Source organism: Pontibacter brevis (assembly GCF_054779655.1).
Genome location: NZ_BAAGXV010000002.1, coordinates 1 through 15,000 on the forward strand (window position 1 = coordinate 1; position 15,000 = coordinate 15,000).

At 48.6% G+C, this 15,000-nt stretch carries 10 protein-coding genes; 2 read left to right on the forward strand and 8 right to left on the reverse strand.

Annotation, left to right across the window (positions count from 1 at the left end; genetic code table 11):
* Nucleotides 1-853: 853 nt before the first annotated feature.
* Entirely contained in the window at nt 854-4,234 is a 3,381-nt protein-coding gene (locus ACYVB1_RS00420) for a PKD domain-containing protein (RefSeq protein ID WP_460919354.1), read from the reverse strand.
* 400 nt (nt 4,235-4,634) lie between these two features.
* Here ACYVB1_RS00420 and ACYVB1_RS00425 point away from each other — a divergent pair, with 400 nt between their 5' ends.
* On the forward strand, nt 4,635-5,534 hold the full coding sequence (locus ACYVB1_RS00425; RefSeq protein WP_460919357.1) for an SDR family oxidoreductase: 900 nt from the start codon (nt 4,635-4,637) through the stop codon (nt 5,532-5,534).
* Between the two features lie 260 nt (nt 5,535-5,794).
* On the opposite strand, the gene ACYVB1_RS00430 is transcribed toward ACYVB1_RS00425, so the two are convergent.
* The 7 genes from ACYVB1_RS00430 to ACYVB1_RS00460 form a co-directional block, all read right to left on the reverse strand.
* The gene (locus ACYVB1_RS00430) at nt 5,795-6,037 is read right to left on the reverse strand and encodes a hypothetical protein (protein ID WP_460919360.1); all 243 of its coding nucleotides are present in this window, start codon (nt 6,035-6,037) and stop codon (nt 5,795-5,797) included.
* 429 nt (nt 6,038-6,466) lie between these two features.
* The gene (locus ACYVB1_RS00435) at nt 6,467-6,721 is read right to left on the reverse strand and encodes a hypothetical protein (protein ID WP_460919363.1); all 255 of its coding nucleotides are present in this window, start codon (nt 6,719-6,721) and stop codon (nt 6,467-6,469) included.
* A gap of 241 nt (nt 6,722-6,962) precedes the next feature.
* Nucleotides 6,963-7,244 (reverse strand): hypothetical protein, encoded by a 282-nt coding sequence (locus ACYVB1_RS00440; RefSeq protein ID WP_460919366.1) that lies wholly within the window; start codon nt 7,242-7,244, stop codon nt 6,963-6,965.
* A gap of 299 nt (nt 7,245-7,543) precedes the next feature.
* Entirely contained in the window at nt 7,544-8,746 is a 1,203-nt protein-coding gene (locus tag ACYVB1_RS00445; RefSeq protein WP_460919369.1) for a sensor histidine kinase, read from the reverse strand.
* On the reverse strand, nt 8,736-9,308 hold the full coding sequence (locus ACYVB1_RS00450) for a chemotaxis protein CheB (protein ID WP_460919372.1): 573 nt from the start codon (nt 9,306-9,308) through the stop codon (nt 8,736-8,738). The genes ACYVB1_RS00445 and ACYVB1_RS00450 overlap by 11 nt, the downstream gene beginning before the upstream one ends.
* Nucleotides 9,308-10,138, reverse strand: a complete 831-nt coding sequence (locus ACYVB1_RS00455; protein ID WP_460919374.1) for a CheR family methyltransferase — start codon at nt 10,136-10,138, stop codon at nt 9,308-9,310. The genes ACYVB1_RS00450 and ACYVB1_RS00455 overlap by 1 nt, the downstream gene beginning before the upstream one ends.
* Nucleotides 10,128-14,138 (reverse strand): response regulator, encoded by a 4,011-nt coding sequence (locus ACYVB1_RS00460; RefSeq protein ID WP_460919376.1) that lies wholly within the window; start codon nt 14,136-14,138, stop codon nt 10,128-10,130. Before ACYVB1_RS00460 ends, ACYVB1_RS00455 begins: the two co-directional genes overlap by 11 nt.
* Nucleotides 14,139-14,382: 244 nt before the next feature.
* Here ACYVB1_RS00460 and ACYVB1_RS00465 point away from each other — a divergent pair, with 244 nt between their 5' ends.
* Nucleotides 14,383-14,994 carry a hypothetical protein gene (locus tag ACYVB1_RS00465; RefSeq protein WP_460919378.1) on the forward strand — a complete coding sequence of 204 codons (612 nt, stop codon included), beginning with the start codon at nt 14,383-14,385 and terminating at the stop codon, nt 14,992-14,994.
* The last annotated feature ends 6 nt before the right edge of the window (nt 14,995-15,000 follow it).

Consider the following 15,000-nt stretch of genomic DNA (forward strand, 5'->3'; position numbering starts at 1 on the left):
CAAAGGCGATATCTTCTCCCACTGTTCGTCAGTTAACTCGTATCGTCTCATGACTTACTAACAAGCTAACAGGGTCTTTCGTTTGATTCATCAGACACAGCCTAGGCTTTCGGAGAAACTTAAATAGTGCGCGCTTGAAAAGATTCAGGATAGCAATCGGGGCAGGGGCACAGTCATCCCACAGAAGCCCTTTGGCAAAAAGGATGGGCAAAGCCACTGTAGGCGAAATAAGTTTTTCGGGATTCTGAAGGAATTTTAACCGGGAGGGGCAAAACACCTATGCTTCGGTTAAAAAAACTGGTAGGTTTATAAAATATACGTTGCTACAGTAGAGGCAACAAGCGCGATGGCATACGCAATAAAGAACCATTTAAAGAGCTTGTTCCTGTTGACGGAGTTCTTTAAGAATGGATAAAATAAAAAGTAAGCTAAGCCAATGGCAGCAAATAAGAATCCTATAATCTTCAGCATTTCTATTGTTATTAAGGGCTGCCTTTTACTACAAAGAAAATCTTCCGGCTAACCTGCCCTGCATACAGCGGCGGCTTTTCCTGCACTGCTTTCACGTAGAAAGCAAATGCGCTTCCTGAAAAATTCCCGTTATCGTTATCTGCCTCAAGTTACAAAATTCTGCTGAATGAATAGCTCAAGCTTGTTAGTGCGGGCAACAATACACCTTACTTAAACGAAAAGATAGCGGTAAAACCAAAAGAGGAGGCATATTGCCTCCCCTTTTGCTGTGCTCTGCGCATGTACAACGTTAACTTATTCCCGATGAGCTGTTGCATTCATGTAGGCAATGGCTCCCGCATTTCTTCTTTTTACCAGAGTTCACTCAAACAGCAACAGGCAGTTACTGTGCTTTTACCAGTTTATACTGCTTTGCCTCTTTGCCGGTATCTACCACCAGGATATACACTCCTGCACTTAAATTTTTTCCGATACTCAGTTTTTGTTCAGCCTGTACATTCTCCAGGTGCCATACTTCCCTGCCACTAATGTCGTACAGCTTCATGCTATATTTTTCACCCTTGATTCCATGTAACTGCAGTGTAACCTGGCTCGAGAATGGGTTTGGATGGTACGTAAGTAAAGCATCCGCTGCATCCAGCGCACTGCCTGTCCTTACCTGCGCAGTAGCAGTCTGAGTAGGAACAAAAGGAGAAAGGCGATGCCCGGGAACAGGCCGCTCCATGGTTCCGTCCGGCAGCTGCCAGCCAACAGCCAGGTTGTCGTTGCCCCAGCCTTCTTTGTGAAGCGCCTCAATATAGTACTTTTTGCCAGCCTGAAGCCACACGGCCGCTGATGTTTGCGATGCATATTTGTCCCATTGGCGTGGAGTTGTCCAACCGCTGACGGAGGCTATTTTCCTTTTGTTTGCCGGGTTTTCATCCGTACTCAGCCACAGTTCACTGTCGTCATCACTGGCAATCCAGAACGTGTAGTGTCCGGACGAGGGCGCATGCACGTAGGCTCTGACCCTGGCCCCGTAGTTACCGCCAACGTTAGAAGGCGCTTCAAAAAGAGTAAGTTGAGAGGTGGAAGTTGGGGCCGTGTTGACAGGAATCGCCGCTACAGTAGATCCGCTGATGTTTTCCCAGACTTCCCGCACAACAGGCGCATCGGAGGATGGTTCCGGATGAACCGTCACTTTCATCTCGTCGGAGGCACTTGCCCCATCATTATCAGTTACTGTTAACCGGAAAGTGTAGGTGCCTTCCACCAATCCGGTTACGGTAGGCCGGGCCTCTGTTTTGTTGCTGAATACCACGCTGCCGGGGCCGCTAACCTTGCTCCATTCATAACCACTGATCGTGCCATCAGCATCAGTGCCGGTGCCGCTCAACGTTATGGTGTTGGCAGGCAGCGTAATGGACATATCCGAACCTGCGTAAGCCACAGGTGGCTGGTTGGAAGATGAACCTCCTTCGTAAGGAGTAAGCCGATTAGCCGGTATAGGCCTTTCCAAGATGCCATCCGGCAGTTGCCAGCCTACAGCCAGGTGGTCCACGCCTGTGCCTTCTTTATGCAGGGCCTCGATGTAGTACTTCCTGCCGCCCTGCAGGGTGATGGCAGAAGACTGCTGTGACGGGAACTTTGTCCACTGCCTGCTGCCGGTACTGCCATTTACATAAGCGATTCTGACTTTGTTGGCAGGATTCTCATCTGTGCTCAGCCAGAGTTCGCTGTGATCGTCTGATGCAATCCAGAAGGTGTAGCTGCCGGTAGCAGGCGCGTGCACATAGGCTCTTACCCGGACTCCGTAGTTGTCGCCTGTGTACATGGGTGCTTCGAACAGGCTGAGTGTAGAGGTTGAGGTAGGAGGCGTGTTAACAGGAATGTCTGAAACAGAAGTGCCTGAAACATTAGCCCAGAACTCCCTGACAATGCCTGTCCCGGTACTAGGCTCCGGGTGCACTGTAACGGTTGCTTCGTCTGAGGCGTGCTCCCCCCCATTATCCGTCACTGTTAACCGGAAGACATACGTCCCCTCTTCCATTCCGCTTACACTTAAGTTTGCCGTGCTGGCCCCGCTGAGTGTTGCCGAAGGACCACTCACTTTGCTCCAGCTGTAGCTGCTGATGGACCCGTCACTGTCACTCCCTGAACCGGTGAGGGATACGCTGTTGGCAGGAAGTGTGATGGATTTGTCTGCACCTGCATAGGCAGTTGGCGGCTGATTGCCAGAAGAAGGTTCGTAAGGAGAAAGGCGATGCCCGGGAACAGGCCGCTCCATGGTCCCGTCCGGCAGTTGCCATCCGACAGCCAGGTTGTCGTTGCCCCAGCCTTCTTTGTGCAGCGCCTCAATGTAGTAACGCTTTCCTGCCTCCAGCCTTACTTTTACTGACTGCTGGCTTGTATACTTGCCCCACTCCTTCTGATTTGTGTACCCACTGATGTAGGCCAGCTTTACTTTGTCTGCAGGACTTTCTGAGGTGCTCAGCCACAGTTCACTGTGGTCATCGGAGGCAATCCAGAAGGTATACTCCCCGGTGACAGGGGCCTTTATGTACCCCCTGACGCGCTGGCCATAGTTGCCCCCCACGTTGGAGGGAGCCTCGAAAGAACTAAGTTGGGTAACGCTTGTTGGCGTGCTGGAGACCGGGATACTGGAGACTGTGTTCCCATCCACATTTGACCAGTACTCCCGTGTAACTCCACCGGACACACCATCTACTACTGTTATATATACAGGCTCGTAAGATTTCCCTTGGGCACCGGCAGCGTCTGTTGCTACTGCCAGCAAAGAATAGCTTTTCTTTTCCAGAGGGGCCCAGCTTATTTCAAAGGGACTGCTATAATCTTCCCCTATTTTCTGGCAGTCGACATAAAACTCCACTCGCTCCACCTTCTCCTCCCTGTCCCATGCATCGGCGGCAATCGTAATTTTCTGCCCAGCCTGATGCTCTGTATTATCCTGCGGGCTTTTTATCTCCACTACCGGAGGGGTTGTGTAGCTATTCAATACTGTTTTTAGCACATTGTACCAGTTTTCGGCCATGGCACGTGCCCCACGTTCATTAGGATGAATACCATCGTAGGTATCTGCTCCCGGAGTGGGGTCAAAACCAGTGTTCTGATCAACCAGCAGGACCGGTGACGACGTAGAGTTCAGTTCCTGTACCAGTCCTGGAATTTCTTCATTCAGCAGGTTGAGGTTGTTAACTACCGTCGTGCCCACCTTAGACTCCTGCGCCGGGAAAAGTTTGGCCAGCAGTATTGTCACCTCCGGGTTATCCTGCCGCAGAATCCGCACTACCTCCCTGATGTCGCCCACAGTACTGGAAACAGACTGACTCTGAAACATGTCGTTTGAACCAATATGCAGCAGCACAACATCAGGTGTGTAGCCTTGCAGCCAATCCGCTAGCTTCCCTTCAGAGGCAGCACCCGACTTTCCGTTTATAATTTCATCAGCCCGCCAGCCCCAATGCCCTTCATGAGCAAGTGGTGGAATATCAAGCGGCTCATCAGGGCAAGTACCTAAAGGGGTAGCCGGTGCCTGTGTGGATGTCAGGGAGCCTACATAAGCGAAATCAATGTATCCTTTCGTCAGGCGCTCATACAGCGCATAACGGTAACTGGGATAAGTATCTTTGCCCGCTGTAATAGAGTTGCCTAATGCCATAATCCTGTAGGATTGTGCATGCAGGAGGAGCGGAACTTGCATAAAAATGAAAAGGAACAGCAGGAAGATGCGCGAACATCCGGAGGAGTAAAAGTTTTTTGTCATATACAGGTTTTATTTAACAGCCATTGAATCAGCCTAACGATACCCGATTTATTTTGTTTTTACCTGAAGGAATACAAAAGAGACAGGGCGAAAAAAGAAGACTCCTCATGCCTAGGAAGGAATTTCCCTGCTGCTAGAAGAACATCAAAGGCTGCTCTGGCTACGCGGCAGGTTTATAAATTCTCATCGAAATGCACTGTAATTCTTCTTTTGTTTTGGGTATTTAAAAATCACCCATTCCTGTACAATAGACTTTTGGCAGGATGCAGCTTTGTGCTGCTCTCTTACAGAAGGCCTGTCTTCTCACGGCTATAGCACACGTTCACTAAGTATATTTGCTTCTCAAAAACAGCTTCCCGTATTGAGCGTCTATCTTTATTTAGAATGATACACTATAGCTATGAAACAAAACAACGAAAACAATTTAAATATGCAGGATCCTAAAGAACAATACCCCAAGCCGCCGTTTCCGGAGCAGGAGCAGGAGGTGCCTGGTACAGAGGACGAGATGCAGCCGGACGCAGACCATGGAGAGAAATCCTATAAAGGCTCCGGTAAGCTGGAGGGCAGAAAAGCCATCATCACAGGCGGAGATTCAGGCATAGGCCGGGCGGTGGCCATCGCTTTTGCGCGTGAGGGCGCAGATGTGCTGATATCTTACCTCAGCGAAGACAAGGATGCAGAAGAAACAGCCCGGTATGTAAGGGAAGCAGGTCGCAAAGCAGTACTGGTACCAGGCGACATAAGCGACGAGGAACATTGCAAATCTATAGTACAGCGGGCTGTGGATGAGTTCGGGCAGATTGATGTGCTGGTAAACAATGCTGCTTTTCAGATGGCGCGTGAGTCGCTACAGGACATACCGAGCGAGGAATGGGACCGCACCTTCCGCACAAACATCTACGCTATGTTCTACCTGTGCAAGGCAGCGGAACCCCACATGAAGCCGGGTAGTACCATCGTAAACACCACCTCGGTGAACGCTTACAAACCTAACCCGATGCTGCTGGCTTATGCTGCCACGAAAGGAGCTATCCAGAATTTTACGGCAAACCTGGGCCAGATCCTGGCAGACAAGGGCATCCGGGTAAACTGTGTTGCACCAGGTCCTGTCTGGACACCGCTTATTCCGTCTACCATGCCGCCAGATAAGGTGAAGTCGTTTGGGAAAAGTGTACCCCTGAAGCGGGCAGGTCAGCCAGCCGAACTGGCACCAATCTATGTACTGCTTGCCTCGCAGGATTCCAGCTACATGACTGGCTCTACTGTGCAGGTAACCGGAGGCACACCTACTATATAAAGTCAGTACGCAGGCCACAACTTAGCCTGCGTAGCTATTACCAGGAACATCCCGTTGTGCAGCATCTTCTTCCGGAGGGGTATGCACAACGGGATGTTCCTTTTTTGCAATACCGCCAGTTCAGAGGAAAGGCTCCTTCTGTTGTGGCTGGGAATCACCTACTCCCAACGCTGTCAACTCAAGTAGAGCGTCTTCTCTTTGCCGGCTCTCACCTCACAGAAGCCTGGAATGATCCTAAAAAGCCCTGTTGATAACAATGCTTACCCCCGCTCTACGACGATGTACCTGGCAGAGTAACCGTTGCTTTTGTAGAGCACTTGCAACGCCGTGATAAGTGATTTGATTGCTGTAGTCCGCGTATTCTGGCTGTGGAGTGGCTCCAGGTAGTTTTTGTACCCTTTGCCGCTGATGCGCCACACGTAGCTCCTGATGTCTGATTCCTGTACCTCTACCAGCCCCTTCGCCAGCACCACCCGCTGCATATAAGGCAGTGCAGATTTCATGCTCCGGTAATCTGAAAAAGCATAAAGACGGTAATAGGAGCTCAGTTTAATGGAATTCATGCTGGCAAAGATAACAAGGGCTTCCTTAATTGCCACCTGCCCCGGCGGGAAGGTAAAAGGTATTTACCGGAGAGTACAGAAGAAGAAACAAGCAGGGGTATTTACCTGCACACCTCACTACAGCCACGGAAAAGCAGCCGGAGTACCTGTACAATAACAACAGGATTACATGCCTGAAGCTACCAACACAGGAAAAGGGCAGTGTCCGCAATAATCCCGGAGGTCCAGTGTTAGCACCTACCCTCAGCCTAAGGGAAAGCATCTACCGCACCTGGCATAACCACTTCGGTTATAGGGTTTGTGCCAGCATTGTGGGACCAGTTAACCGTCCGGAACAGACAAATTTTCTTGAAGGGCTGCTATTCTAACTTAAGAAGCAGCTCTGCTGTAAGCATCATTCTCTTCAGGATTTTTAAAGTCCCAGTATACTTCCAGTGTTGTGGGACCTTTCAGGTAAGCCGGAAGCGGCGTATACACAACCAATCCCTGTTTAAAAATACGCCTGCCCGATTTTGCCAGTCGCATTGCCTGCCACAGAAGGCGATTATGAATTTCTAAACTGACAGGGCGTGTGCTGTTGATAAAAGGACTTCCCTCTTCGAATTTGAATACAGTGGTGTGCATGGCCTTGTTGGTCTATGGGTACAAAGCATCCTACGCAAGACTTTATCATGAGTAGGTAATTACTCACTAATATAATCTAAACCAATGTTATGATCAAACCTTTTTATCTTTCCGTTTTCAAAGGAAGGGTTGGCACATGCAGAAGTTAGCGCTGTCATCGCCCAGGTTCAGGACTGTAAAAGCGGGTTTAACAAGCAAGAAGAAGTGAAAAACTTGTACTTCCGGAAGAGTAACTGTAGTATCAGGACTGGTATTTTACCGTGTAAGCAGTAGCATTTAAAATCAAAGAATATTCGCTCTCAATCTTCTCCAACAGGTTCTCCATAATCTTGTAATCACACTCCCGAAGGCTTACTCCCTCCTGCAGTAGTTCATACTTCGTTCTGAGCAAATCAATATAAGCAAACGTGTCTTTCGTTACTAAGAAACTGCACAACTCATGATAGAGGTCTGTTGATTGCGCTTTACTCAGGCTTATCCCCAACCTGTCCATTATTGCCTCCTGGGCGCTCTTACTTTCCATGCAAACCGATTATTATATTGTAGGTCAGGCAATTATACAAAAATCAAAAAAAAAAAAATACTCTTATCTTACCTTTAGGATGAAATTAAGTGTTTCAAGGAAGGAATAACAGTATCTATCCCGGTGGGCATAAGTCTTTATACGGACGCAGTCAGAAGGTTTTGCTACAAGCTGTCATGGAAGAAGCCCGCCTGATACAGACGGGCTTCTTTAATATCATCAGAAAAGAACAGATGCATCTTTCTGTAGCAGTGGCCGCAGCATAAGCGGGAACCTGCCCTGGATGTGGAACTATAATCTTACTTGAGATAAACTTTGAAAACGGTCCCCTTCCCCAGTTCACTTTCAAATTCAATCTTGCCACCACAGTTCTCAACAATTCTTTTCACAATAGCCAGCCCTACTCCTGTTCCCTCCACATGAGTGTGCAGCCGCTTAAACATGCCAAAGACTTTCTGCTGGTCCTGCTTCCGCAGGCCGAGGCCGTTATCCCGCACGGTTAGAAGCGTAAAGTCGTTCACTATTGCGGTAGTCACTGTTATTTCGGGTTTTCTCTCAGGAGAACTGTATTTAATGGAATTAGAAACAAGGTTGTAGACAATGCTTCGCAGATTCTTCCTCGAAAAGCAAATATCAGGTGCCTGTGAGAAATCATCCAGAACAGCAGCGTCGTGCTCCTCTATCATGTCCTTGATGTTTGGCTTCACATCTTCCAATATTTCCTTAAAGCTTACTTTATCTTTCTCTGCCGCCGCTTCGTACTGCACCTTAGCAACTTCTGTCAGGTCTGCCAGAATACTCTTGAAGCGACTGATAGAAGTATTCATCATTTCCATAATGGGTACCACATCCTCCGGATGGGCTCCTTTTTCCTGCAGGGTTTCCTGCAGCGCTGTTACCAGGCCTTCTATGTTATTGATAGGCGCTTTCAAATCGTGTGAGGCAGTATACACGAAGTTGTCCAGGTCCTTGTTCACCCTGGTCAGTTCCTGGGTGCGCTCCTTTACCCGTTCCTCTAGTTGCTGATTGGTTTCCAGCGTCAGTTTGTTCACCTTCTCAAGTTCTTTCTTCTGAAGGTAGAACCTGACAAACGTAGAAACTTTTGCCTTCGTGATGTAAGGATGCAGGGGCTTGAAGAGGAAGTCTACGGCTCCGGCTTCAAAGCCTTCTATTACGTGTGCATCATGCTCGTCGATGGCGGTAACAAAGATAATTGGGATGTGCCTGGTTTTAGAGATGTCCCTCAGGTAGCGGGCAACTTCGTAGCCGTTCATACCGGGCATCTGCACATCCAGCAGGATAAGGGCCAGTTCTTCCTGCAATGCAATTTTCAATGCCTCTTCACCGGAACTGGCAAACAGGTAGGTGATATTTTCATCATCCTTGGAAAGTAAGCTCTCCAGGCTGACCAGGTTTTCGGCCTTGTCGTCAACCAGAAGAATCTTCACCGGATGAATGCCCGGTGCCAGGGCAGCAGGTTGAGTATATGGGTCAGTGGTCATGTAAAGAGAGTAAAAATGATTGAATACGCTCTAATTTCATTACCCTGCAGTCAGGTATAATGTCTATAGCAGATAAAGGCATGGTGTCTACTTCTGCCTCTTCAGGATCCTGCACAATGGCCATGCCTCCTTTCTCAAAGATATAACTTAATCCTGAACTTCCATCTTTACTTGCGCCACTTAGCAGGATTCCTATAAGATTTTTACCGAAAACATCCGCAGCACTTATGAAGGTCACATCAATAGAAGGGCGGGAGAAATTCTCGAGTTCTGACACATCCAGCGAAAACGTGTGGTCTTTCTCTAGCAGCACATGGTAGTTGGAGGGAGCCAGGTACACAAAACCGGGGCGCAGCTTTTCCTTCTCCTCTATCTCTGCCACTTGTAGGGCAAGCCTCTTTTCAAACACCTCCTGCAGGTTGCCTTCCATGCTCCGAAGCCTGTGCAGCACCAGGATAATGGGTATGCTGTAAGTAGCCGGCAGCCCCTTTAATATAGCGATGGAAGCCTGTATGCCTCCCCAGGACCCCCCCATCACAATGAACTTCGACGAGGTTTGCATCAGCCTGTCTTGCGGTAGATCCTATTTCCCTTATCCACAAAGTTATAGCTGCTGCTGATGGCAGACATGGCCAGTGTTTCCTTTTTCCCCAGGGCCAGGTAGCCAAGGCTCACCAGGCTCTCATCAAAAAGTTTGAAGACCCGTTCCTGTAATTCGCTGTTAAAATAGATCAGCACGTTTCGGCACAGGATTAGGTGAAACTCATTGAAAGAGGAATCCGTGGCCAAGTTGTGCGGGTAAAACACTACATTCTTTATCAGGGAAGCATCAAACTTCACGCTGCCGTAATTGCTGCTATAGTAACAGGAAAACTCCTGGGTGCCACCCGAAGCATAGTAGGCGGCGGTATAGGCAGCCATATTCGCTGCGGAAAAAATCCCCTCCTTCGCCTGCTTCAGTACCTTCTGGTTGATGTCTGTCGCATATATCTTCGTTCTATCCAGCAGGCCAGCCTCCTGCAGCAGGATAGCCAGCGAGAAGAGTTCTTCGCCTGTAGAACAACCGGCATCCCATATCTTAATGAACGGGTAAGTAGAGAGTATAGGCAGCACGTTGTTGCGCAGCGACAGGAAGAAAGAAGGGTCCCGAAACATCTCTGTCACGTTTACCGTGATCTCCTGCAGAAAATTCTCAAAGAAATAGCTATCCCGGATAAGGGCTTCCCGCAGTTCTTCCAATGAACCAAGGTTTTTATGTGTCAGGAACCGCTTGATTCTCCTGTACACCGAAGCCCGTGCATACCCCTTAAAGTCGTACCCGTAGTGGGTGTGAATGTCCTTGATCAGCGTCTCTACTTCCTGTTCAAAAAGGGCTTCATTATCAAACTTCATATAACCAAACACGCATCAGGGTCAATAACTTATCTGTGTCTACTGGTTTAGGCACATAATCGGAGGCACCCGCCTGAATACACTTCTCTTTATCTTCTTTCATCGCTTTTGCAGTAAGGGCAATAATCGGGAGTTGCTTAAAACGCAGATTTTCCCTGATTCGTTTTGTCGCCTCAATGCCATCCATCTCCGGCATCATCACATCCATCAGCACAATGTTGACTCCTTTCTCGGTCTCCAGCTTCTGTAGCGCCTCCCTGCCATTGTAAGCAGGCACTACCTCCATGCCGTGCAACTCAAGCAGGCTGCTTAAGGAATAAATGTTACGGACGTCATCGTCTACCACCAGCACCTTCTTACCACGCAGTACTTCTTCCGGCACGTGCAGCTTCATTTTAAAATCACTCCCCGTCGGTAGCTTCTGGTTTACCTTGTGCAGGAACAGTTGCACCTCATCAAGCAGGCGTAGGTAAGAATACTCGTTTTTGATGATGATGGTATTGGCAAACTCCTTCAGGGCCGTCTCCTCTTCCTCGCTCAAGTCCTTTCCTGAATAAATGATAATCGGAATATCAGCCAGCCCTTTCTGGGACTTCATGTTTTTCATCCACTCATACCCTTTCATACCCGGCAGGTTCAGGTCCAGGATAATGCAGTCCACTTTCTGCTTAGCCAGCACCCGCTCTGCTTCTTCGGCAGAGTAAGCGGAAGTAGATTTCAGCCCGTGTGCCAGCAGCAGCTCTGCCACCGCCTTGTTCTCAACCTCATTGTCTTCCACTATCAGGATGTTCTCAATAGAAACATCTGAGCTCTCAGAAATAGAGGTAAATGCCTTGTTCAGCATTTCAAGTGTAACCGGCTTTGGCAGGTACTCTTCTTTGCCTCCAGCTTCACCAATCACTTCCTGATCGTAAGCCGACATCACGTGCACATTGATATGCCGCAGGTTCTTATCCGCTCTTATCTCCTTCAGCACTTCCCAGCCCGTGGTATCCGGCAAGTGAATGTCAAGCAGTACAGCATCGGGTTTCTCTTGCCGGGCCAGCCGAAGTCCCTCCTCCCCGGAATAAGCCTGGTGTATTTTGAAGTTTTTGGCAGAAGCAAAATCAGCCAGTATGTCGCTGAACCCTTTGTCGTCTTCTACTATCAGAACAGCGATTTCTTTTTTATCCTTTGGCTCTATTTTCTCAAAAACATGTCTTACCCCCTCGGTCTTTCTGATGGCAGGTACGGCAGTCTCTTTTACTGGCCCGGCTTTTTTAGGCTCGGTGTGCGCAACCCTCGGCAGGTAAAGTGTAAACGTACTTCCTTTGCCCTGCTCACTATCCAGCATCAGTTCACCACCAAGAAGTGCCGCCAGCTCTTTACTGATGGTGAGGCCCAGCCCCGTGCCCCCATACCTGCGTGTGGTGGAAGTGTCCTCCTGCTGGAATGCCTCAAATATAACTTCCTGCTTCTCCTTCGGAATACCAATGCCCGTGTCGCGCACAGAAAAGGCAACAATATCGGTCTGCTCCCGAAGCTGCTCTGATCTGAATTTTGGTTTCTTCTGAACCGGATAGATAGAGAGCTCTACCTCTCCTCCCTCACCCGTAAACTTGATGGCGTTACCAATGAAATTTTTCAGTATCTGCTCGAGACGGAAACGGTCCGTGACAATGGTATCGAAGCTGCCCGGAGTATAGTGTTCCCTGAAACGGACTTTTTTTCTGGCAGCCATTTCTCTGAACATTGGCTCCAGCGATATTTCCTCCAGCTTTATTTCATCTGTCTCCAGCTTTATCATGCCCGACTCTATCTTTGACAGGTCCAGTATCTCGTTGATAAGCTTCAGCAGGTCGTTGCCCGATTTATGGATGATTTGGGCATGGTCAATTTGCTTTGTTGATAAAGTATTCTCGGCGTTGTCTGCCAGCAACCGGGACAGGATAAGGATACTGTTAAGCGGCGTGCGCAACTCATGCGACATGTTTGCCAGGAAGTCGCTCTTATATTTACTTACAGTTTCCACCTGCTGTATCTTCAGCTCTATCGCTTCCCGGGCGCCTTCCAGTGCTTTGTTTTTAGAGTTGAGCGCCTCATACTGTTCCTCCAGCAACTGAGCCTTTTCTTCCAGCTCTGAATTTTTTTCCTGCAGCTCCTCCTGGTTCACACGCAACTCCTCTTCCGACGCCTTTAGCTCTGCATTGAGTTGGCGTAGTTCCTCCTGCTGCGTTTCCAGTTCCTCTGCCTGGTTCTGCGTTTCATAAAGCAGCTCCTGTGTTTGCAGGTGTGCCTTCAGGGTATGCATCACCACCGATACTCTATCAGCTGCAGCATTAAGAAACTTCCGCTGTAGTTCGCTGTAGGGTTGGCGGGAACAAAGCTCCAGGGCACCTACCAGGTTGGAGGAGAAGTAAAGCGGTATGATAATAACAGAAGCTGGCTCAATTTCAGAAAGGCCTGTCTTGATCTTTAAATATTCCTCCGGCACCCCCTCCAGCACTTTCATTTTTTTATCGCGCACCACCTGCCCTACTTTTCCTGAGCCAATCTCAAAAGCCGGAATTTGTTCCTTGCTATACTGCACACCATAGGCAGCGGCAGGTTCCAACTTACCACTGTTGTTGTGCAGGTACAGGATACCGGCTTCTGAACCTGTATAGTCGCACAGGAAAGGTACTGCTTTGTCAGAAATGCTGCTCAGTGCTGTTTCTCCGCCAAGCAGGGTGTTCAGCTCAGAAATCCCTGTCAGTATCCAGTTCCTGTTTGAATTTTCAGCAGTAAAGCTTTGCAGGTTCTCCTTCATGTCTTTGATGGCATAGCTCAGCACATCCTCTTTGCTCTGCACCTCTACATCAATGTCATACCTGCCATTCCCGATAGCCTGAGCTACCTGCGAGAGCGCAATGTTCTTTTGCAGCACCCCTCTGAAAGACGCTGCCACGCTGCCAATTTCATCATCGCTGTCTACATTTATTACCACATCGGTAGCACCCAGCTTAATCCGGTCAGCTGCTGTTTTTAAGGCCGAAAGTGATTTTGAGATGTTACTGATAATGTATATACATAGTACAACCGCCAGCCCCAACAGCAATAACACAACTACTGTCAGGAAGGTCAGGTACTGCTGTTTTAGCCTGCTTGCTGTATTTACCTCATCCCGTATCCTGTTTATCAAAAGATTTTCTGCCCTCCTGTAGTCCTCAATACTTTTAGTGAAAACATCGAAAGTGGCATCGGTATCGAAAACAGACAGATCAAGCCCTGGGTTATTTTCTATTGTCTGCAGGATACCGTCTATCTGCTTGTAGTTCTCTGATGCAGTGATTTTCTGCACATCACTTACTGATGCGTTGTGTGCGTACCTGTTAAAATCATTGAGCGATCTACTGTAAAATTCGAGCTGCGATTTGAACAAGGCATAGTCCTCGTTCGATAATTCACCAGCCTGAATAACTCTCATTAAAAGGCTTCTGATTCTACCTAACTGAACTTTAGCCTCTGCCAGGTTCCTGAAGCTCAGCAACTGCCTTCCTATTTCCACGTTGCTGACACCCGTTGCATTGGCATCCATTCTGTCAAGGAACGTCACAATTAAATCAGTAGAGTACCTCCTGAACTCCATTACATCCAGGTTATCGTTATCCAGTTCGTTCCGGTACCTGCTGAGTTCACTCAGTAAGGCCAAGTCGTGAAACGTGCGGCCGGAGTTCTCCAGAAACTTGGTTAAGTCTCTTGCCGCTGCATCTGTTATGCCTCTTTGCGCTTTTGCATCCAGCGTGAAAGCATTTCGACCTCCTGAGGCAGCAAGGATGAGTGCCCGCTCCCTCTGGAAAGCATGTAAGAGATTTGAGATTTTTTCAGACTCCGTCAGCTGTACTGTTTCCTCCTTCAACTTATTGTTTTCTTCGAGTTCACGCTGTACCGTGACAGCAACAAAATAAATAAGAGGAAACAGCAGCAAGGACAACAGCAACAATAGCTTGTTCCTGATCTTTAAATTATCAATGATGTTCATTTAATGAGTTTTAGTACCGACAGAGGTCTGATTAACCTGCAAATTATAAAAACACCCTTAATATATTTCTATAAATTAACGAAATGGCCGTAGAGAGTAGCTAAAGAACAGCTACACCATATCCATCATCCTGAATATATTAGAACACTTCTCAAATTGACTTAAGAATAATTTCACAGGGAGCAACTAACTGATTACCTGCCTTTAACTCCTTTATTCAACTAAATACTAAAACTCCGGAACTTTGAGTATTACTTTGGTGGTTTACAATCAGTGCCCGATGCAAGGAGCCGGTGAGGCTAAACCGGTGGAAGAAATTTCCTGCGCACCGGAACTTCCGGGAGCCCCACAGGTGTTATGCTACAGTGCGCAAGGCACCAGGGAGGAGAAACAGAAAAAGGTATCCCCAGGAATGAACTTCCGGAGCGGCTTCAGATGTTATCCTCCAGCGCGGCCTCCAAACGGGAGGTCGGGCGGCACAAACAGCAAGTCCTCCAGCGCGGCCTCCAAACGGGAGGTCGGGCGGCACAAACAGCAAGACGAGCGCGGGAGCATTTCCACAGACGGGCCTCAAGCCCCTCTTCTTGCGCTGAAAGAAAAAGAGCCGAAAATTTTCCCTGCTTTCAGGAACTTCGGCAACACAGGGAGGTGTTACCTCTCCCGCCGGCCTCGTGAAGGCCAGGGCAACCCAGACAACTTTACCGGCTTTACCGAACCCCTGCGGCATGCCGCGCACCAGGTTTTGTGCGCGAGGGCTGGCAGCGGAAAAGAGGCTGAGAAAAATATTCTGCCGGGCATCTTGCAAAGCGGGAAACTATCCTTACCTTTGCGTCCCGCTTCGGAAGGAGGCGGATAAGGAGAG